This is a genomic window from Lipingzhangella rawalii, assembly GCF_031628175.1.
Lineage (GTDB): Bacteria > Actinomycetota > Actinomycetes > Streptosporangiales > Streptosporangiaceae > Lipingzhangella_A > Lipingzhangella_A rawalii.
Window position 1 is genome coordinate 609,389 of the sequence record NZ_JAVLVT010000005.1, and the last position, 26,715, is coordinate 636,103.

Consider the following 26,715-nt stretch of genomic DNA (forward strand, 5'->3'; position numbering starts at 1 on the left):
GGATGAGGCGGAGCTGACTCGGTCGTCTGTGCAGGGGGAGCGCAGTTGGGCGTCCGGAATATCTAGCACGCGAGGAATTTAGTTCGATTTCAGGGTGACCAAAAATGTAGCCTAAAATGTAAAATGATATTCGCGCCAGATTGGTGGTATGGTAAGGGGAATATATCCTGGAGGGTCTGGTTGTCAAGTCGGTCGGATGATACGGTATTTCTTGAATCTAGTTCTGGCTCACGGGGTGAAGTGCGGGCCGGATTGCTTGCGGAGCTTTTTCAATTTCGTGTCTATCGATGTCACTGTGTGTAGCGGCTCAGATATAAGGAGGTACGGTGCCGACGGATGCGGTGCTCTTCGTGTCACCGGATGGTCGCAAACTCCAGGGGGTCGCCTCGGCCTTGGCAGACCGCGGATACACCGTCTGCTGGGCTCAGTCCGTGGACCAGGCCCGTGGGGAGATCGCGGACCTGGGCAATCTCAGTGCTGTCGTCGTGGACAGCTCCCTGGATCGAGAATCAGCCGATTTCGTATCGGTCCATGGCTCCGTGGCACGGGTGGTGTCCACGGTTCGCGGTCGATCTCGGCGGGACTCGGGGCGGGTGTCCGTTTTTCTCGCCCTCGCATCGGTGTCGACCGAGGTCAGTCACCTGATGCATCCATTCGGTATATCTGACTACTTCGCTCCGGACGAAGACGGCGATGATTTTGTTTCCGGGAGAATTCATGCCGCTGTTCGTGGCGATCGGTCGCCTCGGCGTCCTCCATTCTATCGAGCGCTGCGCGAGGCCTACGAGGATCGGACGTACTCCTGGCACACGCCTTCGCACTCGGGGGGAGCGGCCTTCCTGAAGTCAGACCTGGGGCGAGATTTCGTGGAGTTCTATGGTGAGCAGTTGTTCCGTACCGACGTTTCCGTGTCGGTCCCACGCCTCGGTTCTCTGGTCGAGCACGATGGTCCGATCGGCGAGGCGGAACGGAACGCAGCGCGTGTCTTCGGAGCCGACCACACCTACTTTGTCCTGAACGGAACGTCCACAGCCGACCGCATCGTTGGCCAGCACATGCTGGGGCCCGGAGATATAGCGATCGTGGATCGCAACTGTCACAAGGCAGTGGTGCACGCGTTGGTGCTGGGGCATGCCCGTCCCGTCTTCCTTCCCCCCACGCGCAACGGCCTGGGCATGATCGGTCCGGTCCCGGTCCGGAATCTGGAACGCGAGGGGGTGCGTTCCTTGGTAGCGGCCAACCCCCTGGTCCACGCACAGGAGGATGCCCACCACCTCGCCGTCATCACCAATTCCACCTACGACGGCGTGTGCTACGACGCCCCGTGGGCCAGTTCACTCCTCGCCCAGAGTGTCGCCTGCGTTCACTTCGACGAGGCCTGGTTCGGATACGCGCACTTCCACCCCCTGTACCAGGGGCGGTACGGGATGGCTGTCGACGCGCACACACTGCCGTCCGCGGACCGCCCCGCAGTGTTCGCAAGCCAGTCCACCCACAAGATGCTGCCTGCCCTCTCCCAGAGCGCGATGCTCCATGTGCGTACCGCACCCCGGGCCCCGATCGATCCCGCGCAGCTGGATGAGACCTTCATGATGCATGCCAGTACCTCACCCTCCTACCCGTTACTCGCCTCCCTGGACGTGGCGACCGGGATGCTGGACGGCCCCGCGGGCAGTGAGCTGATCGCCGACTCGGTGGCCGAAGCGGTCAGCTTTCGTCAGTCGTTCATACGCCTGCGGGACATGTTCATCGGCCAGGGAACGGACTGGTTCTTCAACCTGTGGCAACCACCGAAGGTCACCGACCCGGAAACGGGATCCCGCTACGGTTTCGCCGAAGCTCCCCAGGAGCTGCTCGTCACCACACCAAGCTGCTGGACGCTCGATCCTGAGGAAGACTGGCACGGCTTCGACGGACTCCACCCCGGATACTGTCTCCTTGACCCGTTGAAAGTCACCGTGATGTGCCCGGGTGTACAGGTGGACGGGACGGTCGACAGCTGGGGGGTTCCGGCGTCCGTTCTCGCTGCCTACCTGCGTAGTCGGCGCGTTCTGGTGGAAAAGACCAGCGGCTATACGGTACTCGTACTGTTCTCCCTGGGCAGCACCCGGTCCAAGAGCATCAGCCTGTTGCAGACGCTGCGGGACTTCAAGGAGCTGTACGACCGCGGCGCACCGCTCACAGAGGTCCTGCCCGACCTGGTGGAACAGTACCCACACCGGTACGCCGAGCTCACACTGCCCGAGTTGTGCTCCCACCTCCACGATCTATACCGGAGCACGCAGCTGACCGAGTTGTTGGATCTCGCGTTCACGACCCTTCCCGAACCGGCCCTGACTCCGGCTGACTGCTACCAGCGGGTACGCCGCCAGGGCACGGACCGCGTCCCACTCGCCAAGGCGGCGAGTCGCGTCGTTGCCACGATGGTTGTTGTGACACCTCCCGGAATCCCGCTGCTCGTTCCGGGGGAACGCGTGGGTGCCCCGGACGGCCCGGTCCTGCGCTACCTGCGGGCGCTCGAGGAGTATGACCGGATGTTCCCCGGCCTCGGCACGGAGATTCACGGAATCATCCGAGATCCGCAGACCGGAGACTACAGCCTGAGCTGCCTCGCCGAGTGATCCGGCGCCGTGACCGGGACTGTGCGCCCAGCCCGCCGGTGCACGCGACATCTCGCGGGACCACTGCGCGTACACCGAGCCCGCCGCCGTGGTGATGCGCTGCGGCGTCAGCGATTCGGGAAGCCCGGGGAGGTGTCCAGGTCGAGCCCCAGCAGTGCAGCAGCGTTGTCGTGGCACACCGCCCGCAGCCAGTCCGAACCGAGCTCGAGGCGCACCAGAGCCTGGAGTGCCTCGACGTAGGGGTAGGGAATGTTGGGGAAGTCGCTGCCGAACAGCACCCGATGGCCCAGCGCCCGCAGCCGGGGCAGCTCGTCCCGGGGGAACGGGGTCGTGCGTTCCGTGAACTCCGTGAAGACCATCGTCGTGTCCAGGTACACGTTTGGGTACCGCTCCACGAGATCCAGGAAGGAGCGGTACTCCGGCAAACCGAGATGGGCCACCACCAGGTACAGGCGCGGAAACCGCGCCAGTACCTCACGAATCGGCCCGGGGCCCGTGTAGCTACCCGGCATGGGGCCGGATCCACAGTGGATCACCACGGGCGTCTGCCGCTCCTGGAGGGCCGCCCACACCGGATCCAGCAGCCTCGACCGCGGGTCATAGTCGCCCACCTGGACATGCGCCTTGACGATGCGGGCCCCGGAATCCAGTGCCGCCACCATATAGTCCCCCGCCCCGGGCTCCGGGTAGAACGTGGCCGTGTGCACACAGTCCGGGGTGCGGGCGGCGAAATCACCGGCCCAGGCGTTGAGCCAGGCCGCCATCTGGGGCTTATGCGGGTACACCAGGGACGAAAACGCCCGCACCCCGTAGGCCCGCAACCGCTCCAGCCGACGGTGCTCCGCCTCCCGATAGGTGATCGGCCAGGCTCGACCAACGAGTGGTCCCGCCGCGTCAAAGTAGGCCCACACCTTGTCCAACACCCGCTGCGGCATGAAGTGGGTATGGACATCAACCAGACCAGGCAGACCCAGCGCACGCCAGAATTCCACCACCGGCGCGGAGTCGTCATCCGCGGTCGGGCCGGCACCCGGAGGCGGTTCGGCCCCGTCGTGCGGCGCGGCCGCCCGCGAGTGCCCGAGTGTCCCGGTGGGATCCGGTGTCCCGGATACGCACACGATGCCCCCAACAACGATCCGGTCCGCTCGTTCGATCCCACACAGCCTAGGACGTGGCCTCGGACAGCCGTGCGTCGGGACCGAACCGTCGGCACCGGTGTGCTCCCCGCCGACGCGCCACCAACCGTGCCCGCCATCCACGCACCCGGTGCGTTCGGTATCCCCGTGCGTGTGTGTCTGGATCGTGTCCCAGCACCGGCACCCTTAGAGTGGCGCTGGACAGCCGAAAGGGGAGGGCGAGTTGACCCAGCAACAGCGGATGGTCGACCTCGCGGGTGACGTCTCGGCGCCCGCCGTTGGTCAGGGAACCTGGTTCATGGGTGAGGACCACAGTCAGCGTGCTGCCGAGGTACGCGCGCTCCAGATGGGGCTCGACCTGGGGATGACCCTGATCGACACCGCGGAGATGTACGGAGAAGGCGGTGCTGAAGAGGTCGTGGGGTCCGCCATCGCCGGGCGTCGGGACGAGGTGACTCTGGTCTCCAAGGTCTATCCCCACAACGCGGGCAACCCGGCGGCGAAACGCTCCTGTGAGCGCAGCCTCCAACGGCTTGGCACCGACTATCTGGACGTGTACCTGCTGCACTGGCGGGGTTCCGTGCCGCTGGAAGAGACCGTCGAGGTGCTGGAGGAGCTCCGGCACAGTGGCAAGATCCGGCGCTGGGGCGTCTCCAACCTGGACGTCGACGAAATGCGCGAACTGTGGAGCGTGCCCGGTGGGGTTGGCTGCGTGACCAACCAGGTCCTCTACCACCTGGGATCCCGCGGAATCGAGTACGACCTGCTGCCGTGGTGTCGGGAACACGGCGTCCCGGTGATGGCCTACGCCCCACTCGGACACGGCGGCGCCGCCAAGCGTCAGGTACTCGAGAATCCCACACTGGTAGAGATCGCTTCCGGGCACGGGGTCAGCCCGGCCCAGGTCGCCCTCGCGTGGACGATCCGTGAGCGTGACGTCCTGGCCATCCCCAAGGCGGTTAGCGAGCAGCACGTCCGGGACAATGCCGCTGCGCTACGCCTCCGCCTCACCGAGGCGGAACTGGCCCAGCTGGACGCCGCGTTTCCACCTCCGCAGCGTCGGCAGCCGCTCGACATCATCTGAGGTTCCGCGGTGCCGTGCGGGGCCGCGCGCCGTGGGTGCGCCCGGGGCGGCCCCGCACGCACCCACCGGGCAGCGCAGTGTGAATCGTGAACCCCGCGGTCGCTGTCAGTCGTTGGTTCCAGCCAGCGGCCCGGCGGCCTTGACCCGCAGACGCACCGCGGGCTCCCGCAGGTAAGAAAGCGGAATCTCGTCGATCTCCACGACCTCGACAACGGAGGGGTCCGCACCCGCCCGCACCGCAGCCGCGACGGCTGCCTCGCGGGCGTCGTCGATCAGTCGGGTGCGGCTCGCCCCGCCCTGGCCAACCTCGACGATCCGGTCCACGTTGCCACTAACCGTGCCGATCGCCGCCCCGATCGCGTTGGCCACATCATGGTGGGCCGGGCGGAGCACTCCCGTGGTTCCGGGAACGGTGTCGGGAACGAGGACGCTACCGCCGCCCACCGCAATGAGTGGTAGATCGGTACCCGAGGACTTGATCCGATCGATGGCATCGGCGATTTCCGCGTCGGCATGCTCCAGGGCTGCGGACAGCGATAGGTGCCCGGGCAGTAGGGAACGGTCACCGAACTCGCCACGCCCGGCGGCCACCGCCGCATCCGACAGGGTTGGTGTCGCGCCACCGAACACCAGCGCCTCCTCGGCGAGCCGATAGCCGACGCTGTCCGGACCGACCGTGGGCGGCCCCTCGTCCCGGAAGCGCACCACAGTCCCGCCACCGATGGCGATACTGACCAGGTCGGGCATACGGAAGTTGGTCGCGACACCACCAACCTCCACCCCGAATGCCGATTCGCGGGGGAAGGTCTGGGTGAGCGCGCCCACGTCCGCCGACGTTCCACCCACATCCACGACCAGGGCATTGGGCTCACCGGTGAGCATCGCCGCCCCGCGCAGGCTGTTGGCGGGTCCGGAGCCGATGGTCAGAACCGGAGCGCGTCGGGTTTCCTCCAGGCTGAGGAGAGTCCCGTCGTTCTGCGCGAAATAGGGGATCGCGTGTCCCAGGTCGTGGCTGTCCAGTCCAGCCCGGATCGCGTCGATGAGGTGAGTGGCCACCCCGCCCAGGGCCGCGTTGAGGATCGTCGTGTTCTCCCGCTCCAGCAACCCCAGGGAACCCAGCTCGTGGGACATGGACACCGGGATGTCGCCCAGCTCCCTCCGGATCACCTCGGCCGCGTGCCGCTCCTGGTCGGGAGCAGCCGGAGAGAACACACCGCACACGGCGATGGCTTCGGCTCGCTCCGCCACCGTCGCGCAGAACCGCGACACGGCCTCGGTGTCGAAGGCGGCGGCCGCACTTCCGTCGAGCTCCACCCCGCCCCGGACAATGGCGGAGCCCGCGTCGACCTGGGCGCACAGGTCCGGTGGCCAACCGAACATGGGTCTGATCGCGGTCGAGGCGGGTGCCCCGATCCGCAGCACGGCCACGCGGCGCAGCCCGTTCCGCTGGAGCACCGCGTTGGTCGCGTGTGTGGTGCCGATCATGACCCGGGCGACCTGGTGTGGATGCGCCCCCGCACGTTCGGGCGTGGTGGGGTCCGCGAGCACGCCGCGTAGGGCCTGCGTGACCCCTGAAGTGATGTCGGCGGATGTGGCGACCTTGGTTCGCGCGAGGACGTCCGCGGCCGTCATGGTGTTCTGGCTCGTGGACGTGGGGTCCTGCTCGCGCAGGACCACGGCGTCGGTGTTGGTTCCGCCCACATCGATTCCGATCCGCAGGCGCGGCGCGTGCGCGCGGGGGTTGGGCTTGTTCATCGGTGGGCCTCCGCGAGTAGCTCATCTACGGGCTGGTAGTCGAGGTCGAATCCGAACGCGCGCGGCCCGGCCACCTCAAGTCCGCGGGGAGTGCGCCAGATATCGGGGGCGGGAACCGCAAGCAGACTCACCCGCTGCCCGTAGCGCAGCAGCTCGGTGAAGATCACCTCGCTGGTCTGCGTGTCCAGCACGGTGATGATGTCGGGCACACAGGCCAGGGTGCGCTCGTTCTCGGTCACCACCAGGTTCTCGTTCTGGATCGCCACCCCGACCCGGCGCCCCTGGTCTGCACCCAGCCCGTCGACGGTCAGGTGTCCACGCACGAAACCGTCCACGGTGCGGCGCTCGATGTCGGTGACTTTGCCGGTGATGAGCAGGTGTCCGGAGAGGTGGCGCAACACCGCGCCTAGCCGGCCCTGTTCCGTCGCGGACTGCCCCGATGCCGGTTCGGTCCCGGTCGCGCTCTGCTCGGTGGTGGCTGCGGACACGGCCCGTCCGATCTCCACAGCTCGGGTCACACTGCCGGCGATCGCGCCCGTGCGCAGCTCATGGCCGGTCATGGGGTGGTCCACCGTGCAGACGAACCCACCGCAGGCCACAGCCAGGGCGCGTGCGCTACGTTCCAGCCAGTAGGCGTCCATGTCCCGCAGCATGAACCGGTGCCCCCGCTCGTCGACCACCGCCGACGGAGTGGCGGGAATGTCGGCCAGATGCATACTGACCATCTGGGCCTCGGGAAAAGCACGGCCCATGCCGTCGGCGTCCACGAGAGGCAGTCCCGTCAGGGCGGCCCACACCACGGGAAGCAGGGCGTTGCTGCCGCCGACCTCGGTGGCCATGAAGGCGTGCGCGGTGCGGCCGGTCTCCTGCTCCATCATCTCCCGCAGCCAGCGTCCCTGCTCCGGGTTGCCGATCTTCTCCTGGGTGATGTCCGGAGAGCCCAGGCCGGCGGCCGGAAGAACCAGAGACTCCTCGGGAACCTGGTCCACGGAAATGACGTCCACCGGTCCGTGGGTTTCGATCGCCTGGAGTGCGGCCAACAGCCCCACCCTGGTGGCGCCGCCGCCACCAGCTCCGAGGATCGCCGCGCCGCGCGCGTAGTCCACCAGGGTTTCTGCGTCCAGGGTGACGGGGGCGTTGTCCGCCCCGTCCGTGGTTGTGTGGGAGGTTCTATTCACCGGATATCCGATCATGTGATCTGCGATGGGTTGGACCGTGCGTCGGCCCGGCCGCGGACACCCCAGCTAGGTGGTGGCTGGCCGCGACCGGGCCGGGCGGGTCAGGCGTCCGGGTGCCTAGGCGGTGGTGTGTGCATTCGTGCGCAGCAGGGAACGGTCCTGGCGGGCAGGACCGCGCACGCCCGATGTGCCAACGGCATCCTGGTTTGGTTGTCTGGGCACATCGACGCGGCGCGTGTCGCCCGGTGGGCCGTGACCCCGCATTGCTTCACCCACCCCGGCCTAGCCTCGGGTCAGCTCGTAGGCGAACACCGCGTTGGGGTACAGCGGGTTGTCCACATAGCCCTCGTACTCGGACCGTAGCGCCCGCTGGTAGACGGTCGTCCCCAGGAACAGCGCGGGATTGTCCTCGATGAGGATCTGCTGCATCTGGTCGTAGGTGTCTTCGGCCGCCTCCTCGTCGGTCGCGGCCAGTGGCCCCACCTCCTCGATGAGCTCGTCCAGCTCCGGGTTCGAGTAGTAGGCGAGGTTGAACACGATGTCGTCCTCGGACATGAACATGTTGTAGAACCAGGACAGCGCCTGGGGATCATCCGGCCACCAGTACATGAGGGTGATGTCCTGGCGATCCTCCGGGTCCTCCTCCTGGGCGCGGGGCCAGTGGCCGGACTCCCAGGGCAGCGCCTCGATCTGGAGCTCGATGTTCAGTGAGGACAGGTGGTCCTGCATCAGCTCGGCGATGGTGCCGAGGTCTTCCTCACCCTCGGTGTAGGTCAGCTCCAGGGTCAGGATCTCGCCGTTCTCTTCCCCGTAGCCGGCGTCGGCGAGGAGCTCCTCGGCTCGGTCCGGGTCGTAGTTGGGGATGTCGAGATCGGTGTTGTGTCCGAGCAGACCCTCCGGAATCACCCCGTCGGAGGGCTCGAACGCTCCCTGGGTGGCCTCGATGATCTCGTCGTAGTTCACGCCGTGCGCGATGGCCTCCCGGACCTGGGGGTCGTCCAGCGGCTCCACCTCGGTGTTGATCAACCCGAAGAGGTTCTGCCAGGAGGGTGTCTCAATGACATCCACGTCCTCGGTTTCCCGAAGCTGATCGATGAGCTGGACCGGAAGGTTCTGGGCGAAGTCCGCCTCGCCGCCCTCCATCATCTGGGCAACGGTCTCCGGCTGGGAGACGACCTGGTATTCGATCTCCTCGATCTGGTCGTCCTCCCAGCCGCGCCAGTAGTCCTCGAACGCGGTGAGCTGAAGCTCGCGCTCGGAACCGGGGTTCCATTCGGCCACCGTGTAGGGGCCGGTGCCGTGAGACTCCGCCTCGAACGGGCTGTCCTCGGCGTCGGGCCCCTCGGGGGCGCCCTCCGGAATCTCGTAGATGAAGGCCGCGTAGTTGGCGGCGGCGATGAGGTCGAGGGCCGCCGGGTAGTCCAGATCGAACACCACGGTGTGCTCGTCCGTGGCCTCGATACTGCTGACCGGGTCCCACAGGTAGGCTGCGCCCAGGTCCAGCTCCATCGTGCGTTCGATGGCGGCCTGGACCGACTCGGCGGTCATCGGTTCCCCCGAGTGGAAGGTCACATCCTCGGCGAGATCGAAGGTCCAGGTTTCCCCGTCTTCGGAGACCTCCCAGTCTTCGGCGAGGAGTGGCTCAGCCTCCTCGGTGTCGGGGTTGTAGCGCGTCAGGGTTTCGTAGAGGTTGGGGAGGGCGAGGGCCTCGTTCGAGTAGGCCTGTGCCGGATCCCATTCGGTGATGACGTCTGTGGAGGAGAGGTAGACGAAGGGGGCCGTCCCACCGCCGGTCGGGTCGCCGTCGATGGAGCATCCGGCTACCAGCAGGCTGAGTGCCCCGACGGTGGCGACGGGGGCGTGATGCCGGGCCCGCCGGGCCCAGACGGTGGTCGCGCTGGATATCGCAGTCATTAGGTACCTTGATCGGATCCTGGGATGGGTTCACTGCGGGCTCGGCGCAGTCGCCGATCCAAAGTGTCTGCACACGGTGTGGTCGAAGGGACCCACCCGCACTGTGGATGTGCAAACAGCCCACGCTCAGCCCACTCTGTGTGCCCGTGGGCGATTTGCCGACATCCAGAAGTTGATCTTAGTAGCCCATGGCCGCACCCGCCGCAGCTGACACCTAGCGATTCCATAACCCTGAATGCCCACGGCCGAGGTACTCGGGTGATCCGTGTGACAATCCCCGCCACGGCGAAGGGCTCGGGCCGTCACGCGGCCCGAGCCCGGTTCTCCAGGGCAGCCGGGGTGGCCGCCTGGACCTGGCCCCGATCGGCGTCGATTCAGTCGGGGTTGGCGGATCCGGGGGACGTCGAGGCTCCGGACTGCCGGGAATCTGTGGCCGCAGGCTCCTCCTGCTGTTCCTGCTGTGCCGGTGCGTCCGGTGGGAGCACGTTGCCCGGAACATCGGGATCGCGCCGCAGCTCCTTGAGCAGGGCGGCGATCATCAGGAAGGACATGATGAAGAACGGCAGGCCGACCACGGTGATGACCTCGGAGAGGGCGTCCACCGCACTGACGGTCTCCTCCGCGTCCCCAGCCGCAATGACCGCGGCTCCTGCCCCGCCCACCAAGGCGAGCGCGACCAACCCCTCCAGCACGGCCCAGTAGACCCGCTGACGGGTCGGGGGCAGCACGTTCTGGTCCCCGGTGCACATCATGTCGATGACGAGCGAGGCCGAATCCGAGGAAGTGATGAAGAAGATGGCGACGATCACCACGGCGATCGCGGCGATGATTGTGCCCACCGTCGTTGCGACCGGGAAGTTCTCCAGGAACACGAACAGGGCCCCGGGAATGTCGCCCTCCTCAACGACGGGGCCGACCAGGACACCCGGATTGGCGCGTTCAATGTCGAAGGCGGCCAGGCCGAACACGCTGAACCAGATCACGCTGAACAGGGTGGGGAGCCCCAGGACACCGGCCACGAACTCCCGAATGGTGCGCCCCTTGGAGATCCTGGCGATGAAGATACCGATGAAGGGAGCCCAGGTGATGGTCCAGGCCCAGTAGAACACCGTCCAGCCGTCCTGCCATCCGGTGTTGGCGTAGGCGTCGTTCCAGAACCCGAGCTGAATCACGTTGGCGAGGTAGTCCCCGGTCTGCTCGACGACCCCCTTGGCCAGGAAGAGGGTCGACCCCGCGACCAGTACGAAGATCAGCAGTCCGATCGAGGCCAGGATGTTGATGTTCGACAGGCGCTTGATGCCCTTGTCCAGCCCCAAAGCCACGGACACGATGGCGATCGCCGTGATGACCACGATGATGATGAGCTGACTCAGCAGGGTCATCGGGTTGGTCGGATCGGTGGGCAGGTCGATGAGGTTCGCCAGGCCGCTGTTGATCTGGGAGGAGCCCAGACCAATGGATACGGAGAGCCCGAAGAGGGTCCCCACCACCGCGATGACATCGATGATCTTGCCGATGGGGCCGTGGATCTGGTTGCCGAGGAAGGGGTGGAAGATCGAGCTGACCCGCATCGGGAGCCCGCGCTTGAAGATGAAGTAGGCGAAGGCCAGGGCCGGAACCGTGAAGATTGCCCAGGTGTGCAGGGCGAAGTGGTAGTTGGTAATGGTGATCGCCTGCTGGGCGGCACCGGCCGTCTCCGCATAGGCGTTGGCCGCCGCCTCGGGGTCGGTGTGCCCGTCGAATCCCTCCGGGGCCATGGGGGGATTCGCGTAGTGGTTGATCGGTTCGGCCACACCCCAGAACATCAGGATGGTTCCGATGCCGGCGGCGAAGAGCATGGCGAACCAGGCCCAGTTACTGTACTCCGGTCGAGAGTCCGGCCCACCGAGACGAACGCTTCCGTACTTGCTGATCGCTATCCAGATCAGAAAGATAAGAAAGACCGTGACGCCGAGGATGTAGAACCAACTCAGGTTGGAGAGGATGATGTGTTCGGTGGCCCAGCCGAAGGCCGCGTTCACATCCTCAGTGAAGATTATGGTCAGCGCCACGAACAGAATAGCGAGGGCTGTGGAACTGAAAAATATCTGCGGGTTGGTGCGAAGTCCGAGCCGGTGGGCCCAGTTTTCCAACATCGCGGCTCCCGAGGGGTTGGTGCGGACAACTCGATTCGACTCGCTGTCGATAGGGAGTGGAGGCCTCCTCTGCGGTACTTGCTGGAGCTTGTGGCCATCGCTGTGCTTCGGCCAGGCCGGCCAGTGCCACGGCAGGCCTGGATGATCCCTCCGGCCGACCGGGCCCCGGAATCCGCCAACGAACTGCACAGGCCATTTCCTGCGCTATGAATGCGGGAGGCTAGTTCGGATTCCAGTCGATTGTCAACAATCGGCTGCGACCGGATCGAGATAATATCGATACGCGTCGGGCGTTTTAGGTGAGACGCGGGAGGCGAAGGTGTCACGGCTACCCGTGAACGTCCTGGTGACCTCGCTCTCCGTGGCCATTCGTCCCAACCGACAGAATCTCGTGACCGTGTGTGCGGGAATCGAGCGCTCGGGATTGTTATGTGTCGGTCGTAGGATGATTACCGGATCGGTGATTTCCTGATTCCGGTTCCTGCTCCACAGCTGCACGGCTCTGCCACGGCCGTGTCCACGCTCGCAGCACCCCCGAATCCGCGGGGGATTCGGGGTCCCCGAACCGGGCTCACCGCTCCAGCCCGGCCCGACGCAGCGCCTCGGCCATGGCCCCCTGCGGTGCCGACGAGGAGGCTCCGGCGCCACCCGAGTCGCCGGAGCCCCCGCCACGCTTGCGACGACGCTGCGCCGAACGACCCGACGGCGCGGCTGCGCCAGCGGAGGGATCCTGGTCCCGGTCCGCAGCGGAGACCTCGTCATCGAGACGAAGTGTCAGCGAGATACGGGACCGGTCGGTGTCGACCGCCAGCACCTTGACCCGAACGACCGTCCCTGGGCGCACCACCGTACGTGGGTCCTCCACGAAACTCGTGGACATGGCCGAGATGTGCACCAGTCCGTCCTGGTGGACTCCCACGTCCACGAATGCCCCGAAGGCCGCGACATTGGTGACGACCCCCTCCAGGATCATGCCCGGGGCCAGATCCCCGATCGTGGTGACCCCCTCGTCGAACTGTGCGGTACGGAACTCGGGGCGGGGGTCCCGGCCCGGCTTTTCCAGCTCGGCGAAGATGTCGGTCACCGTGGGGAGCCCGAACGTTTCGTCGGTGAAGTCGGCCGGTCGCAGGCGCCGCAGGGCGGAACGACTCCCCAACAGCGAGGTCAGGTCACTGCCCGCCGCAGCGACGATGCGGCGAACCACCGGGTAGGACTCCGGGTGGACCCCGGAGGCGTCCAACGGGTCACTCCCATTGGGAATGCGCAGGAATCCGGCACACTGTTCGAACGCCTTCGGCCCCAGCCGGGGAACCTCGCGCAGCTGCGCCCTGGAGGCAAACGGTCCATGCGTGTCCCTATGCGTGACGATGGCCTGTGCCAGCGCCGACCCGATCCCTGACACCCGAGTCAGTAGCGGAACCGAGGAGGTGTTCACGTCGACCCCGACCGCATTGACACAGTCCTCCACCACCGCGTCCAGAGAGCGGGACAACTTCGTCTCGGCCAGGTCGTGCTGGTACTGGCCCACACCGATCGACTTCGGGTCGATCTTGACCAGCTCGGCGAGGGGATCCTGAAGCCGCCGTGCGATCGAGACCGCCCCGCGCAGGGACACATCCAGATCCGGAAGCTCCCGCGTCGCGTAGTCCGAGGCCGAGTACACCGACGCCCCGGCTTCGGACACCATGACCGTGGACAGGCCCAGATCGGGGTGGGTTCGGGACAGCTCGCGTGCCAGCTGGTCGGTCTCCCGAGAGGCGGTTCCGTTGCCAACGGCCACCAGTTCCACGGTGTGCTTCTGTGCCAGTGTGGCCAGGGTGGACAGGGCCTGAGCCCACCGCCCCTGGGGCTGGTGGGGATAGATCGTAGCGGTGTCGACCACCCGTCCGGTGGCATCCACCACCGCCACCTTGACCCCGGTGCGATAGGCGGGGTCCAGCCCCATCGTGGGACGAGCCCCCGCCGGCGCGGCCAACAACAGGTCGCGCAGGTTTCCGGCGAACACCCCCACGGCCTCATCCTCCGCGGCCTGCCACAGCCGCATCCGAATATCCACGGTGAGCCGCAGTAGGATCCGGGTCCGCCAGGCCCAGCGCACCGTCTCCAGCAGCCACCGGTCCGCGGGCCGGCCCCGGTCGCCGATACCGAACCGCATCGCGATCCGGGTCTCGTAGCCGCTCGGTGCGGTATCGGCACGGGATGTTCCCGCGCCAGCGTCCGGCTGCTCCTCGCCCGCGGACTCCGCGGGCTCCTCCGGTTCCAGGGTGAGGTCCAGAACCTCCTCCTTCTCCCCGCGGAACAACGCCAGAACCCGGTGTGAGGGCAGTGAGCCAAAGGACTCGGCGAACTCGTGGTAGTCGGCGAAGCGCTGTGCGGCCTGGGCCTGGGCGCCGTCGGCGCCGCCCGCACGCAGGCGGGAAACGATCCGGCCTCGTTCCCACATGCGTTCCCGCAGTTCCCCGGTCAGGTCGGCATCTTCGGAGAACCGTTCCACCAGGATCGCCCGGGCTCCGGCGAGCGCCGCGGTGACGTCGCCGATCCCGGCGTCCTCGTTCACATAGTCACCCGCCGCGACCTTCGGATCGGTACTGGGGTCGCCCAGCAGGAGTTCAGCCAACGGCTCCAGGCCCGCCTCCCGTGCGATCTGGGCCTTGGTGCGCCGCTTGGGCTTATAGGGGAGGTAGATGTCTTCCAGACGTGCTTTGGAGTCGGCAGCCCGGATCTGTGCGGCCAGGGCATCATCGAGCTTTCCCTGGTCACGGATTGATTCCAGGATGGTGTCGCGCCGCTCCTCCAGCTCCCGCAGATAGCGAAGGCGTTCCTCCAACTGCCGCAGCTGCGCGTCGTCCAGTGCGCCGGTCGCCTCCTTGCGGTACCGGGCGACGAACGGAACGGAGGCGCCGCCGTCCAGGAGCTCCACGGCGGCGCGCACCTGACCCACCCCGACGTCGAGTTCCTCGGCGATGCGCTGGTTGATGCTACTGGGAGGTGTGGCCTGGGTGGCGTGCACGGACACGGTTCGAGTTCGCCCCTACTGTCATGGCTGTCACGGTCGGCGGGATGGCGTCGCGGGCATGGAGCGCGTGCGGTCACGGCTCCGGTGCGCGACCCGACGCACAGGTTACGGGGATCACTGTCCAGGTGCGACCGACACCGCCCGAACCCGAATCGCGCCGAACGGATTCCCGGCCGGTCTCGCGTGCCACGGAGGTGGTACGCGAAGATAGGGACGTGACAAATGAGATCAGCTGGAACTACCTGTCGGACATGGATGGGGTACTCATCCGGGAAGAGCACCTGGTGCCCGGTGCCGACACGTTCTTGCAGGAATTGCAGGACAACCACCTCCGGTTCATGGTGTTGACCAACAACTCCATGTTCACGCCCCGTGACCTCAGATCCCGACTACTGCGCACGGGGCTCGACGTTCCCGAGGGGTCGATCTGGACCTCGGCACTGGCCACAGCACGTTTCCTGGACCAGCAACGTCCCAAGGGATCCGCCTACGTGATCGGGGAGTCCGGCCTGACCACCGCCCTGCACGAGATCGGTTACGTGCTGACGGACCACAATCCGGACTACGTGGTGCTGGGGGAGACCCGAACCTACAGCTTCGAGGCCATCACCCAGGCCATCCGGCTGGTGGAGGGCGGAGCCCGGTTCATCGCCACGAACCCCGACGAGAAGGGCCCCAGCAGGGAGGGCTCGCTTCCGGCCACGGGCGCGGTCGCCGCGCTGATCGAGCGAGCCACCGGGCGCCGCCCCTACTATGTCGGAAAACCGAACCCGCTGATGATGCGTTCCGCACTGCGGGCCCTCGGTGCCCACTCCGAGAACACCCTGATGATCGGGGACCGGATGGACACCGACGTCCGGTCCGGCCTGGAGTCCGGACTACAGACGATTCTCGTGCTCAGCGGTATCTCCGGAGCCGCGACGGCGGAACAGTTTCCGTATCGCCCAACGAAGGTACTGGACTCGGTGGCCGATCTGGTCGGCCACACCACCGATCCCTTCGGATAGGCGTTCCAGACACCCACCGGTGCCCCGACGTTGGGCAGCCGTGCGGGGCCCGTGCTCCGGTCCCCGCACGGGTGGCCGCGGGCACGCGGCCACCCGTGCGGGAATCAGGACGGAGTCCGCGAGCCTGCGCACGAAGTCAGCGGAACTGGGGGAGCACCCCGCCGCCGACCAGATCCGGCACCACGGGGGGAATCGCGCCCGGCCAGAACATGGCGGGGGAGGTGACCCCCATGGTGATCAGCGGGCCTGCCACCAGTGCCGCCAGGATCAGGGCGCTGCGCCACCGGCGCGGCTGCGTCCCAAGGATGTAGCCCGCCACCAGAACGGGCAGCGCAAGGAAACCAACCGCGATCACCATCGTGACGAACACCGCTGCCCAGCCAAGCACACGGCCGTGTCGCCCCAGAGCTGCGGCGGTGAGGTCGCCAGCAGGGCCAGTGGCCGCCTCCGGGGCCGCCGAGTCCAGCCGGCCGGCGAGCCGTCGCACGCCAGGCAGGACCTCGATGGCCAGAACGATCAGCACCAGGACCGTGGTGACGGCCGCTACCACGGTCGGAAACAGCGCCATGTCCTCCTCATGGCCCTGTGCCGCCCATAGGAACGCCAGCGAGGCCGTCAGGAGGAACGCCGCGAAGCCGGCACCCAGCCAGGTGCGCGGCTGTTCCACTGTCTCGGCGGCGGGGGCGGACTCTCGAACCTGGGACGTGGACTGTGAGGTGCTGGCTCCGGCGGGACGGTCGTTGTCGCCGGCGTCGTGTGGGGTGACGCTCCCGTCCCCGGACGTGTCGTGTGCGTCGCCGCCCGGTGTAGCTGCCGCCGTCGTGGCTCGACGTCGGCCCAGGATGGCCGAGCCGAGGAAGGCGACGACCATCGCCCCGATCAACACCCACACGATCCACCCCTCGAAGAACCCGGAAAGCTCGCCCCCGGACATGGTGCGGGTCTGCACGAAGTTCCGCTCGGCCTCGACCCCGAGCAGAAACCCCAGCACCAGGCTGATGGCCGGATAGTTGAACAGGGCCAGGCCGTAGGCGAGCGCTGCCGCGGCGACCACGATGACGAGATCCCACACGCCACCCCGGTAGAGGTAGGAACCGATGAGCGCGAAGGTCAGGACCGTGGGCACCAGGTAGGCCGTGTGCACGGTGGAAACTCGGGTCACCAGCGGCCCCGCCGCGGCACCCAGCAGCACGACGGCGATCTGCCCGACCACGAGAGCCAGCACGATGATCATGACCAGGCTCAACTCGTGGTTGAACAACGGACTTCCCACGGAAACACCGTGCATGAGCAGTGCACCCAGCAGAACCGCGGTGTTGACATCGCCGGGGATGCCGAAGGCCAGTGTGGGCATGAGTGCCCCGCCGTCCTTGGCGTCGTTGGCCGACTCGGAGGCGATCAGTCCTTCGGGACTACCGGAGCCGAAGTTCTGGGCGTCCGGGGAGGTCTGCTTGGCGAGGAGGTAGTTGATGAAACTGGCCGTGGCCCCGCCGACGGCCGGAATGATGCCCAGGAGTACGCCGATGACACCGCCCCGGATCGTGCGCACCGGCCGACGCAGGACATCCAGAGTTCCCTGCTTCGCCTGTGCACGGTAGCTGCCTCCGGATCCGGCCACGACACCGGCGGTGACCGAGGGGTCGACCACGTAGTCACGTGCCCCGATGAACACCATCGGTGCGACGGCGAATACCCCAACCAGCAGCGCGATCATGGGGATGCCGTCGTACAGGAAGTCGATCCCGCCGGTGAACCGCTCGCCGGGAAAGACGTAGTTGCGGCCGACGAAGGCCAGCAGTAGCCCGATCCCTCCGGCAACCAAGCCCTTGATCGTGTTGCCCTTGGAGGCGAGCGAGATCATCGCGATGCCGAAGACCACCAGCCAGAAGGTCTCCCGCGATCCGAACGCGGTGATGATCTCCGAGATGACCGGGATCAGCGCGAACAGTGCGGTCGCGCCGACGATACTGCCGATGACACACGCCACACCCGAGATGAAGATCGCGCGGGTGGCCTCCCCCCGTTGGGCCAGGGGGTGGCCGTCGAAGGTGGTGCAGACGTTCGCGGGTGTGCCGGGCGTGTTGATCAGGATCGCTGGCAGAGCACCGCCAAAGGACGCCGCGGACATGATCGCGACGAACAGGAGGATCGCGTAGTCGGGATCGGCCCCGTAGGTGAACGGCAGCAGCAGGATCATCGCCTGGCTCGCGCCGAGCCCGGGCAGGATGCCGAAGGTCAGGCCGATCGCCGCGCCGGCCAGCACCGCGAGTATGCCGGCCGGCGTGAGGATCAGGGCGATGGCCTCGAGTAGGGCGTCGAGCACCGGAACAGCTCCTCGTGTCAGTTCGCGCCATTACCGAGGCGTTCTTCGAGATCGGTGACCCCGAAATCCTCGTACTGTTCGAGGACGTCGGCCACGTGCTCCTGCGTGACCTCCCTGCCGATGCGGTCGGCCTGCATACTCTCGGACATGTGGTTGTCCTCCATCCACTCCTGGAATTGCGCGTCGTCCTCGATCAGCTCGCGCACGGAGTCGGCCAGGATGTCGACGGTCTCCTCCGGGGTGCCGGGGGTGGTGCCGATCGGGAAGCCCAGTTGGAAGATGTCCAGCACGGGGAGTTCCACGTCGTACTCGTCCTCGAGCTCCGGGAACGTCATGGCGTCCGGAGCGAGTGGGTGCTCCTCTTCGGTGGCGACCAGGAGCACCTCATAGTCGTCCGCGGTCCCGGTGCGTAGCATCTGCGCGGCATCTCGTCCCACCACGTCCTGCTCACCGGTGAGAACGCTGCTCTGCGCCTCTCCGGGGTCGTAGCCCGGGGTGAATACGTAGTCGGCGTCCAGGGTGTCGAACACGGTCAGGGCGAAGGGGTTCACGGGGCTTTCGTAGCCACTGTCCCCGTAACGGATCGGCTGGTCGTCCAAGAGGTCGTCGAAACTCCCGAAGGGGCCGTCCGCATCGGCGTGGAACGCGTAGGGTTCCTCCAGCAGCGTGCCGAACCATTCGAACTCCTCGAGTCCCGGCTCGAGATTGCCCAGGTGTTCGTGGATCCCGAACGTGCCGTGGACACCGATGAACAGATCGTGGCCGTCCGGATCGGAGTTGGCGACCTCGTGGTAGCCCGCCGATTGGTTGGCACCCTCGACGTTCTCAACGGCCACGGACTCCCCCCACATGTCCTGGAGGTGGGGGGCCAAACCCCGGGCGAGGTGGTCCATGGTGGATCCGGGGCCGGATCCCACCACGATGCGCACCGTCCCGTTTGGGAACTCTCCGTCCGTGCCCGCGCCGGGGTCGTTGGCGCAGGAGGCGAGGAGGAGCGTCGCCCCCGCACTCACGGCGATCACCTGGCTACTGCGTCGACCTCGATGCATGGAGTCTCCTTTGCTGAGGGCCGCCCGGAACTGTCCGGCGCGAGGACATCGTTTGTGTGCGTCTAGCGAACAAGAATTCATACTGCGAACATTGGCTCTGACGCTAGGCCGGTGGTGCACGTCACGTCAATCGGGAGTCCGGAATCGGAACGGTAAAGATGTGCCCACGCTCCCGGTGGGGTTGAGGTCCGGCGAACCGGACCGTTCCCCCGCCGGGCACCGGTCCGCAGCGCGGGGCACGAATGTGCGATACGGGCGCCGGCCTGGCGCGCGAGTGGAGCGGATGGAGCGGCCGCGTCGCACTTCGCCTCCAGCGCCCCCGGGACGCGCACCGTGCATGCGAGACAACCTGCTCTGGTACGGCCAGTCAGCGTGAACTGCTCCGGTACGCGTGCGCAGCGGGCCATTCGGCCGGGCAGGGCCCTCCAGCACACCCCCACCGTTGGCCGCTGTGCGGGGAGGGCTCTGCCCCGGGGAGCGGGATGTGCGGCAGGGTCACCCCGCCCCCACGCCTCGTTGGCCGTCGTGCGGGGGAGCGCCCCCAGGGTGCGACGCCGTACGACGGCCAGTGGGACGTGGGGGGCCGTGAGAGTGCCCCCCGTGCTAGGAGCACCGTGGTCCCCGGCACGACGGCCAGTGGGACGTGGGGGCGGCGCGTGGTCCGTCCGCGGGTGTCCTGGATAGCGGTGCTTGGCTCCGCGCACGCGTCGTGCTGGCCGCCGACGGCGTCGGGCGCTGGGTTCCCTCCGCCGCACGACGGCCAGCGGGGGGTGGGTGCGGGGTGACGGTTCACTCGCGGATGTCGTGGTGGGGGTGGTTGGCTCCGCGCACGCGTCGTGGTGGCGGCCGTGTGGGGGTGTTCGAGCGTGGCGGGGATGGTTGGGGCTTGTAGAGGTGTATGGATGGGCTCGTCCGAGTGGGACTTGCGACGGTCTCGGCATACCGGGAGGTCGGAGTCGGGCGTCGGCATCGCTTTTTGGGTGCGGGGATGCGGGGGAGGGATGTCCAGGGCGTGTCCACGCCGCCGCACTCACACCCTGGTGGCCGTGGTGCAGTGGACCACGGTGTCTCCGTCACGGGGGCACCCCCACGGCCGCCGCCCCCACGCCTCGTTGGCCGTCGTGCGGGGGAGCGCCCCCAGGGCGCGACGCCGCCGGCGGCCGAGACGGCGCGCGGACCGGTGATGACCGCAACCACAATCCCGCCCCTCCCGGGGGCGGTGGGGGGTGTCCGTCATACCTCCCGGTGCGTGTTCGGGGTGGGCAGGGGACGTGTGTGGCCCCCAGGGAGACTCCCGGGCTGGGCCACACACGTGCCCGTGTCATGAGCCAACGGGGCGTGGGGGCGGCCTCAGGGGCATCGATACCGAGGGAGTGCCCTCCCGCCACCCCGGCCCATGGGCGGGTGCGGGCGCGCCGCACGGGCCTCGCCCGAGGCGGATCGGCGCGCATCAGCGCAGCCAGCAGCACCCATGCCGCATCCGGGGAAGAGTTCCCGGCCTGCGACCACGCCCACCGAGCCGGCCCGACCAACACCCCACCCCGCGCAGAGCTTCCAAAAACACACCCTGGTGCGGCTCGTGCGGTCAGTGCGCGGCCGCAACCGCTGGCGGCGATCAGGCATCGGGGCCGGTTCGGGTATCACCGGCCCGGGCCAAGCATCACCGAGAACACGTCCGTGCTTCGGGAGGGCCCGAACCGGTGCCAGACCAGCCCGATGTGGCAGTCGCCCCAGGGTTACTCCTGAGGGCTATCCGGAGTTGGCAGGTACAGCTCCGTGATCTCAACAATCACGGGGGGCTCATCCTCCGCGGAGGGTTCCTCCAGGGTGATCTCGGCAACCATGGGTGCCCCCCAGCCGAGGTAGTCCACGAAATCTGCCGCCCCGAGTTCGTGCTCCTCGGTTCCGGTGAATGTGCCGCGCCCGTCCTCGTCGGTGTGCACCTGGCCGGGGGTCAGGCAGTACTGCGCGCAGTTCACGACCACATCGTCGGCGATGTCGGCCGCCGGGAGGTCGTCGGGATCCGAGACATCCCGCCACTGTTCGTTCCAGGAACGCAGTTCCGCCTCGTTCGCCGCGGGAGTCTCCGGCGCCAGCTCGGGCGCGTCCTCGTCCCGTTCCACCTCGCTAAACACCCACGGTCCCTCGTCCGGGTTGGGCTGGGGAACACCCCCGAACCGTACCGTGCGTACCTCCGGTTCCGGCTCGTCCGGCTCCTGTTCAGCCGCTGCGGAGCTCTCCTCGGCCGCGGCGTCGTCCTCGTCGGCGCTGTTCAGCGACAGTGCCCAGGAACCGCCCCCGATCAGGACCACCGCGACCGCGGTGCCCAGCACCACCATCGGGACCCGAGCCAGACTGCGCTCGGACGCCCGGTCCACCTCAATCATGCGGGGGAGCCAGACCGGGTCGACGATGCCGTTCCATTCACGCGTCAGCATCTTGGTGACGGCCGTGCCCGGCTCGGTGGAACGCTCACTCGAACTGGCCTCCCACGCGGCGATCGTCGCCCCGATCAGCTCCCGAACCGTGGGCCGGTCCGCGGGATCCTTGGCCAGAGCGCGTTCCAGCAGCGGGAAGAGGCGATCCGGGACGCCCTCCAGATCCGGCTCTTCGGACAGAACCCGCTCCGTGATCTGATGCGGCTCCCCTTCGCCGAACGGCAGGCGTCCCGTCGCGGAGAACGCGAGCACCGCCCCCCAGGCGAACACGTCCGCTGCGGTAGTCGGAGCCTCCCCCCGGTGCTGTTCGGGGGCCCGCCAGCCCGCGGCCAGGCTCTCGGACTTCGCATCCCCCGGCAGGGCACAGTCGAGGATTCGTGGCCCTTGCTCACTGAGCAGGATGTTGTTGGGGGTGAGATCACCGTGGGCAACGTTGGCCCGGTGCATCATCGACAGGCCCTCAGCCAGTCCCGCCGCCGCGGCGATCAACATCCCCTCCCGTAGGGGGCCACGCTGACGGATGTACTGCCCCAGGGGCGTTCCCGGAACAAACCGTGTAGCCACCCAGGGCTGGTCCGTGTCGACGTCGAAGGCCACGGGCGGGACATCGCAGCGGGAGTCGATGTCGGAGATCGCTCGTAGTCGCTCGGCCAGCAGGGACCGGCTCTGCGGCGTAGCCACCACCGTCGTGGACAGCACCCGGATCGCAACGACCGAGTTCTCCCCGGAGCGCGGGTCGACCCCCGCATACACCGGGCCGCGACGGCCCGAACCGGCTCGCCCGATCAGTAGATAGGGCCCGACGGTGCGCGGATCCCCCTCCTGGAGCGGTGCGAGGTGCGGTGGGACCTGGACGGAGATGCTCCGTTCGGAACGTCGGCTCATGCTGATCCTGTCTGCGGGGGTGCCCCGGACGGCAGAATTCCGGGACCGGTCGACGGAAAACGGTACTCAGGGTAACCAATGTTCTGTCTCGTAATTATCGGACGATCCGCCACGGACGTCGACCACACCGGGCGTATCGAGACGATCAAGTCGCGGTGACCGTGGGGGAGGCGGGGGAGCAGCAGGGGACGGGCGACCTGCACAACGCGCCCGATCCCGCCAGACGCAGGGTCGGCCCACAGGAGACGGTAGGGTCGACACCCCGTGGCGATGACGAAACCGTGACACCGCCCCGTCCGGGGACGGGGACACGACCGGTGTCGAACCCTCGCCACGGCCCGCGGACGACGGATCTCCCTCCGCCGGCCGAGTCCCCACCCACCATCCGTTGTGGAGTCGCGCATGTTGACCGGACTCGAAGTAGCGGCGCTTATCGCCGCGGTCGTATGGTCCGTGCTGGTCACCTTCCTGTGTGTGGCACTGGTCAAGCTGATCCGACTGATCAACGAAACCACCAAGGTCGTCTCCGAGCTCGGTGACCGTACCGGCCCCCTGCTCGATGACGTGTCGACCACAGTTGAGTCCACCAACGCCCAGCTGACCGAGACCGCGGAGATCACCGCCAACGCACGCAGCGCCTCCGAGGACGTGGCAAGTATGACCGCACTGACCCGGTCCGTGGTCACGGGGCCACTGGTGCGCATCGCTGCGTTCTCCTACGGAGTACGCAAGGTTCTGGGCCAGCGACGGGCCCTGGCCATCCTCCGCAGCCGCCGACGGGAAGGAACACGAGCGTGATCCGCCGACTCTTCTACTTCCTCACCGGACTCGCCGTCGGTGCCTACGCGGTGCACCGGCTCAACCGCACCGCCCGAGCCTGGAGCCCCGAGCAGATCGCTGGGCGGATTGAACGGCGGATGGCCGGATATCGCAGCGCCGTGCGCGAGCTCGGGGCTGATGTGCACAGTGCGATGGAGCACCGGGAAGCCGAGCTCCAGGAGCAGCACGGCCTGGCCCCGACCAGCACCCCCGGCGACGTGCCACGCCGTGGATGGGCAGATGGACGGGAGGGTGGTGCCCCCGGAACGCCCGAAGGAACGCAGCGGCGGCGCCGGCACATCACCGCTGGCTGACAACGGCTGACGCCGACACTGACGTGACGCTGGCACTGGGCGGACCCGGCCCGTGTCCCGCCATGCGCCGACAGGCAGCCCGAGCCGTGGGCGGTGCGCAGTAGGGTGAGGTTATCGGACTCGCTCCGGCGCGCCAGGCGTTGCCGTGGCGACACCGGCGCCGGTTGGGAAACCGCGCACGCCAGGCCGATGATCGCCTCTACGATGGGTCGTCTACGATGTCCCGGGCCCGCATGTCCGTCGATCGTCGTTTGATGGCCCCGCGCACTACTGACTACGGGAGTTCAGCACATGGAGACGGCCGAAATCGCTCGCCGATTCCTCAGGTTCTTCGAGGAGCGGGGACACACCGTGGTGCCCTCGGCAAGCCTGGTGGCCGAGGATCCTACGCTGCTGCTGGTGAACGCGGGAATGGTCCCGTTCAAACCGTACTTTCTGGGGCAGCGCACTCCGCCCTACCCGCGGGCCGCGAGTGCACAGAAGTGTGTGCGCACCAACGACATCGACGAGGTCGGGAAGACGGCCCGGCACGCTTCCTTCCTCCAGATGCTGGGGAACTTCTCCTTCGGTGACTACTTCAAGGAACGTGCGATCCCGCTGGCCTGGGAGCTATTGACCACATCCCAGGACGATGGGGGATTCGGTATTCCCGCCGACCGGCTGTGGGCCACCGTCTATCTCGACGATGACGAGGCCGCCGACATTTGGCGTAACGAGGTGGGGCTTCCCCCGGACCGGATCCAGCGCATGGGCGTTGAGGAGAACTACTGGTCCATGGGCGTTCCGGGGCCGTGCGGCCCCTGTTCCGAGCTGTACTACGACCGGGGGCCCGCCTACGGAGCCGACGGTGGTCCGATGGCCGACGAGAACCGCTACATCGAACTGTGGAACCTCGTGTTCATGCAGTACGAGCGGGGGGCCGGTGGCACCAAGAAGGACTATCCCATCCTCGGTGAGCTCCCCGAGAAGAACATTGACACTGGCATGGGGTTGGAGCGCCTCGCCTCGGTTCTCCAAGGCGTCGACAACATCTACGAAACCGACGTCATGGACCAGATTCTCACGCGGGCGGCGCGGCTGACCGGAGTGTCCTACGGAGCGGCGGAGAGTTCCGACGTCGCCCTGCGCGTGGTCGCCGACCACATGCGGTCGGCGACGATGCTCGTCGCCGACGGTGTGCGCCCCGGAAACGAGAAACGTGGATACGTGCTGCGGCGTATCCTTCGCCGGGTGGTGCGGAACCTTCGCCTGCTCTCCGGGGATGACGCGCTGTACCTGCACGAACTCACCGACACCACGATCTCGGCCATGAGTCCGATGTACCCGGAGCTGTCGAGCGGCGCCGACGCCATCCACGGGGTCATCGACGTCGAGGAGAAGAACTTCGCCGAGACCCTGCGCTCGGGAACCACCCTCTTCAACCGCGCTGCCGAACGCACCCGGGAGTCCGGTGGCACGCAGCTTTCGGGTAGTGACGCCTTCCAGCTCCACGACACCTACGGCTTCCCCATCGACCTCACCCTGGAGATGGCAGCCGAGCAGGGATTGAGTGTCGACGAGGACACCTTCGCCGATCTGATGTCCCGTCAGCGCGAAGCCGCCAAGGCCGACGCCAAGGCCAAGAAGCTCGGCAACGCCGACCTGAGCACCTACACGCAGTTCGTCGACACCTCGGGAGCCACCGAGTTTCTCGGCTACACCGAGCAGGAGGTGGAGTCCCGGGTTCTGGGCATCCTCGTGGACGGCGCCTCGGTCACCACCGCGCAGGCCGGCCAGCAGGTCGAACTCATCCTGGACCGTACCCCCTTCTACGCGGAGAGCGGCGGACAGCTCGCCGACCATGGAACCATCGAGGCTGCTGGGCGCGGGGTCGTCGACATCGCCGACGTCCAGCAGCCGGTACCCGGCCTGTCGGCACACCGGGGTACGGTCCGGACCGGCGAGATCGTGGTTGATGACCGGGTGCGGTCCGCGATCGATACGCAACGGCGGGCCTCGGTGTCCCGCTCCCACTCCGCCACCCACCTGCTGCACTCCGCACTGCGGAACGCACTGGGGCCGGATACGGGCCAGGCGGGCTCGGAGAACCAGCCCGGCCGGCTCCGATTCGACTTCACGGCGCCGCGCTCCCTGGACACTGCGGCGCTGGCCGAGGTCGAGGAGGAGGTCAACTCCACGCTGGCCTCCGACATCGAGGTACGTGACTACCAGACCTCTCTCGACGAGGCGCTGGCCATGGGGGCGCTGGCCATGTTCGGCGAGAAGTACGGTGACCGGGTTCGGGTCGTGGAGATGAGCGACTATTCCCGGGAGCTGTGCGGGGGCACCCACGTCGCCGCGACCGGGCAGCTCGGCCTGGTCAAGGTACTGGGGGAGTCCTCCATTGGCTCCGGGGTACGACGCATCGAAGCTGCCGTCGGGGTGGATGCGCTGCGTCGCGTCTCCGCCGAGTCGATGCTGGTCAGTCAGCTTTCGGAACAGCTGAAAGCCCCACGTGCGGAGCTTCCGGAGCGCATCGAGTCCATGGTGACCCGGCTACGGTCCGCAGAGAAGGAAATTCAGCGCCTGCGTGCCCAGCAGGTCCTCAGCGTCGCAGGCGACCTGGTGGCCGGGGCCAGGGACCGGGGGGGCACACTCGTCGTGACGCACCAGGCACCCGAGGGTGCCACCGCCGACGACGTGCGGAAGCTCGTTCTGGACGTGCGGGGACGGTTGCCCAGTGACCGTCCCGCCGTCGTCGCGGTGGCCACGGTTCCCGAGCAGCGGCCGACCATCGTTGTTGCCGTCAACGAGGCCGGGCGTAGTGCGGGGCTCAAGGCCGGAGATCTGGTCGCCGCCGCGGCCCGTGCCCTCGGCGGTGGGGGCGGCGGCAAACCCGACATTGCGCAGGGTGGGGGCACCGATCCGGAGGCGATTCCCGCGGCGCTGCGTGCCGTGGAGGACGGTGTGGTGCAGTGAGCCTCGGTCCGCGACCCGTCCGACGGACCGCCGCGCGCGGGGATACGCATACCCGATCCGCAAGTTGGGTAGTCGTTTCGTGA

At 67.5% G+C, this 26,715-nt stretch carries 15 protein-coding genes; 6 read left to right on the plus strand and 9 right to left on the minus strand.

Annotation, left to right across the window (positions count from 1 at the left end):
• Positions 1-326 precede the first annotated feature (326 nt).
• A complete protein-coding gene (locus RIF23_RS13700) occupies positions 327-2,621 on the plus strand; it encodes an Orn/Lys/Arg family decarboxylase (protein ID WP_310912883.1) in 2,295 nt (764 codons plus the stop codon).
• A 107-nt stretch (positions 2,622-2,728) separates the two neighbouring features.
• Here RIF23_RS13700 and RIF23_RS13705 read toward each other — a convergent pair whose 3' ends face one another.
• On the minus strand, positions 2,729-3,739 hold the full coding sequence (locus tag RIF23_RS13705; protein WP_310912884.1) for an amidohydrolase family protein: 1,011 nt from the start codon (positions 3,737-3,739) through the stop codon (positions 2,729-2,731).
• A gap of 241 nt (positions 3,740-3,980) precedes the next feature.
• Between RIF23_RS13705 and RIF23_RS13710 the strand changes: the two genes are divergently transcribed.
• Positions 3,981-4,841: an aldo/keto reductase gene (locus RIF23_RS13710; protein ID WP_310912885.1), complete on the plus strand. Its 861-nt coding sequence runs from the start codon at positions 3,981-3,983 to the stop codon at positions 4,839-4,841.
• A gap of 105 nt (positions 4,842-4,946) precedes the next feature.
• On the opposite strand, the gene RIF23_RS13715 is transcribed toward RIF23_RS13710, so the two are convergent.
• The 5 genes from RIF23_RS13715 to RIF23_RS13735 all read right to left on the minus strand — a co-directional run bounded on the left by RIF23_RS13715 (position 4,947) and on the right by RIF23_RS13735 (position 14,839).
• Positions 4,947-6,596: a hydantoinase/oxoprolinase family protein gene (locus RIF23_RS13715; RefSeq protein ID WP_310912886.1), complete on the minus strand. Its 1,650-nt coding sequence runs from the start codon at positions 6,594-6,596 to the stop codon at positions 4,947-4,949.
• Entirely contained in the window at positions 6,593-7,774 is a 1,182-nt protein-coding gene (locus RIF23_RS13720; protein WP_310912887.1) for a DUF917 domain-containing protein, read from the minus strand. The genes RIF23_RS13715 and RIF23_RS13720 overlap by 4 nt, the downstream gene beginning before the upstream one ends.
• A gap of 282 nt (positions 7,775-8,056) precedes the next feature.
• The gene (locus RIF23_RS13725; RefSeq protein ID WP_310912888.1) at positions 8,057-9,688 is read right to left on the minus strand and encodes an ABC transporter substrate-binding protein; all 1,632 of its coding nucleotides are present in this window, start codon (positions 9,686-9,688) and stop codon (positions 8,057-8,059) included.
• 374 nt (positions 9,689-10,062) lie between these two features.
• Positions 10,063-11,823, minus strand: a complete 1,761-nt coding sequence (locus tag RIF23_RS13730; RefSeq protein WP_310912889.1) for a BCCT family transporter — start codon at positions 11,821-11,823, stop codon at positions 10,063-10,065.
• 571 nt (positions 11,824-12,394) lie between these two features.
• Entirely contained in the window at positions 12,395-14,839 is a 2,445-nt protein-coding gene (locus RIF23_RS13735; RefSeq protein ID WP_310912890.1) for a Tex family protein, read from the minus strand.
• Positions 14,840-15,090: 251 nt separating this feature from the next.
• Between RIF23_RS13735 and RIF23_RS13740 the strand changes: the two genes are divergently transcribed.
• A complete protein-coding gene (locus RIF23_RS13740) occupies positions 15,091-15,846 on the plus strand; it encodes an HAD-IIA family hydrolase (protein WP_310912959.1) in 756 nt (251 codons plus the stop codon).
• Positions 15,847-15,982: 136 nt separating this feature from the next.
• Here RIF23_RS13740 and RIF23_RS13745 read toward each other — a convergent pair whose 3' ends face one another.
• From RIF23_RS13745 to RIF23_RS13755, 3 genes are all read right to left on the minus strand, one after another.
• A complete protein-coding gene (locus tag RIF23_RS13745; protein ID WP_310912891.1) occupies positions 15,983-18,169 on the minus strand; it encodes a tripartite tricarboxylate transporter permease in 2,187 nt (728 codons plus the stop codon).
• Positions 18,170-18,186: 17 nt separating this feature from the next.
• Positions 18,187-19,218 carry a Bug family tripartite tricarboxylate transporter substrate binding protein gene (locus tag RIF23_RS13750; protein ID WP_310912892.1) on the minus strand — a complete coding sequence of 344 codons (1,032 nt, stop codon included), beginning with the start codon at positions 19,216-19,218 and terminating at the stop codon, positions 18,187-18,189.
• 1,736 nt (positions 19,219-20,954) lie between these two features.
• Entirely contained in the window at positions 20,955-22,541 is a 1,587-nt protein-coding gene (locus RIF23_RS13755) for a protein kinase domain-containing protein (RefSeq protein WP_310912893.1), read from the minus strand.
• A gap of 402 nt (positions 22,542-22,943) precedes the next feature.
• Between RIF23_RS13755 and RIF23_RS13760 the strand changes: the two genes are divergently transcribed.
• From RIF23_RS13760 to alaS, 3 genes are all read left to right on the plus strand, one after another.
• Positions 22,944-23,339 carry a DUF948 domain-containing protein gene (locus tag RIF23_RS13760; protein ID WP_310912894.1) on the plus strand — a complete coding sequence of 132 codons (396 nt, stop codon included), beginning with the start codon at positions 22,944-22,946 and terminating at the stop codon, positions 23,337-23,339.
• Positions 23,336-23,674 carry a hypothetical protein gene (locus RIF23_RS13765; RefSeq protein WP_310912895.1) on the plus strand — a complete coding sequence of 113 codons (339 nt, stop codon included), beginning with the start codon at positions 23,336-23,338 and terminating at the stop codon, positions 23,672-23,674. Before RIF23_RS13760 ends, RIF23_RS13765 begins: the two co-directional genes overlap by 4 nt.
• A 291-nt stretch (positions 23,675-23,965) precedes the next feature.
• The gene (gene alaS, locus RIF23_RS13770) at positions 23,966-26,632 is read left to right on the plus strand and encodes an alanine--tRNA ligase (RefSeq protein ID WP_310912896.1); all 2,667 of its coding nucleotides are present in this window, start codon (positions 23,966-23,968) and stop codon (positions 26,630-26,632) included.
• Positions 26,633-26,715 lie beyond the last annotated feature (83 nt).

Coding starts and splice junctions, on each gene's coding strand:
- RIF23_RS13715 (WP_310912886.1), bottom strand. CDS start 6,596: ATGAACAAGCCCAACCCCCGCGCGCACGCGCCGCGCCTGCGGATCGGA.
- RIF23_RS13725 (WP_310912888.1), bottom strand. CDS start 9,688: ATGACTGCGATATCCAGCGCGACCACCGTCTGGGCCCGGCGGGCCCGG.
- RIF23_RS13730 (WP_310912889.1), bottom strand. CDS start 11,823: ATGTTGGAAAACTGGGCCCACCGGCTCGGACTTCGCACCAACCCGCAG.
- RIF23_RS13740 (WP_310912959.1), top strand. CDS start 15,091: ATGGATGGGGTACTCATCCGGGAAGAGCACCTGGTGCCCGGTGCCGAC.
- RIF23_RS13750 (WP_310912892.1), bottom strand. CDS start 19,218: ATGCATCGAGGTCGACGCAGTAGCCAGGTGATCGCCGTGAGTGCGGGG.
- RIF23_RS13755 (WP_310912893.1), bottom strand. CDS start 22,541: ATGAGCCGACGTTCCGAACGGAGCATCTCCGTCCAGGTCCCACCGCAC.
- RIF23_RS13760 (WP_310912894.1), top strand. CDS start 22,944: ATGTTGACCGGACTCGAAGTAGCGGCGCTTATCGCCGCGGTCGTATGG.
- alaS (WP_310912896.1), top strand. CDS start 23,966: ATGGAGACGGCCGAAATCGCTCGCCGATTCCTCAGGTTCTTCGAGGAG.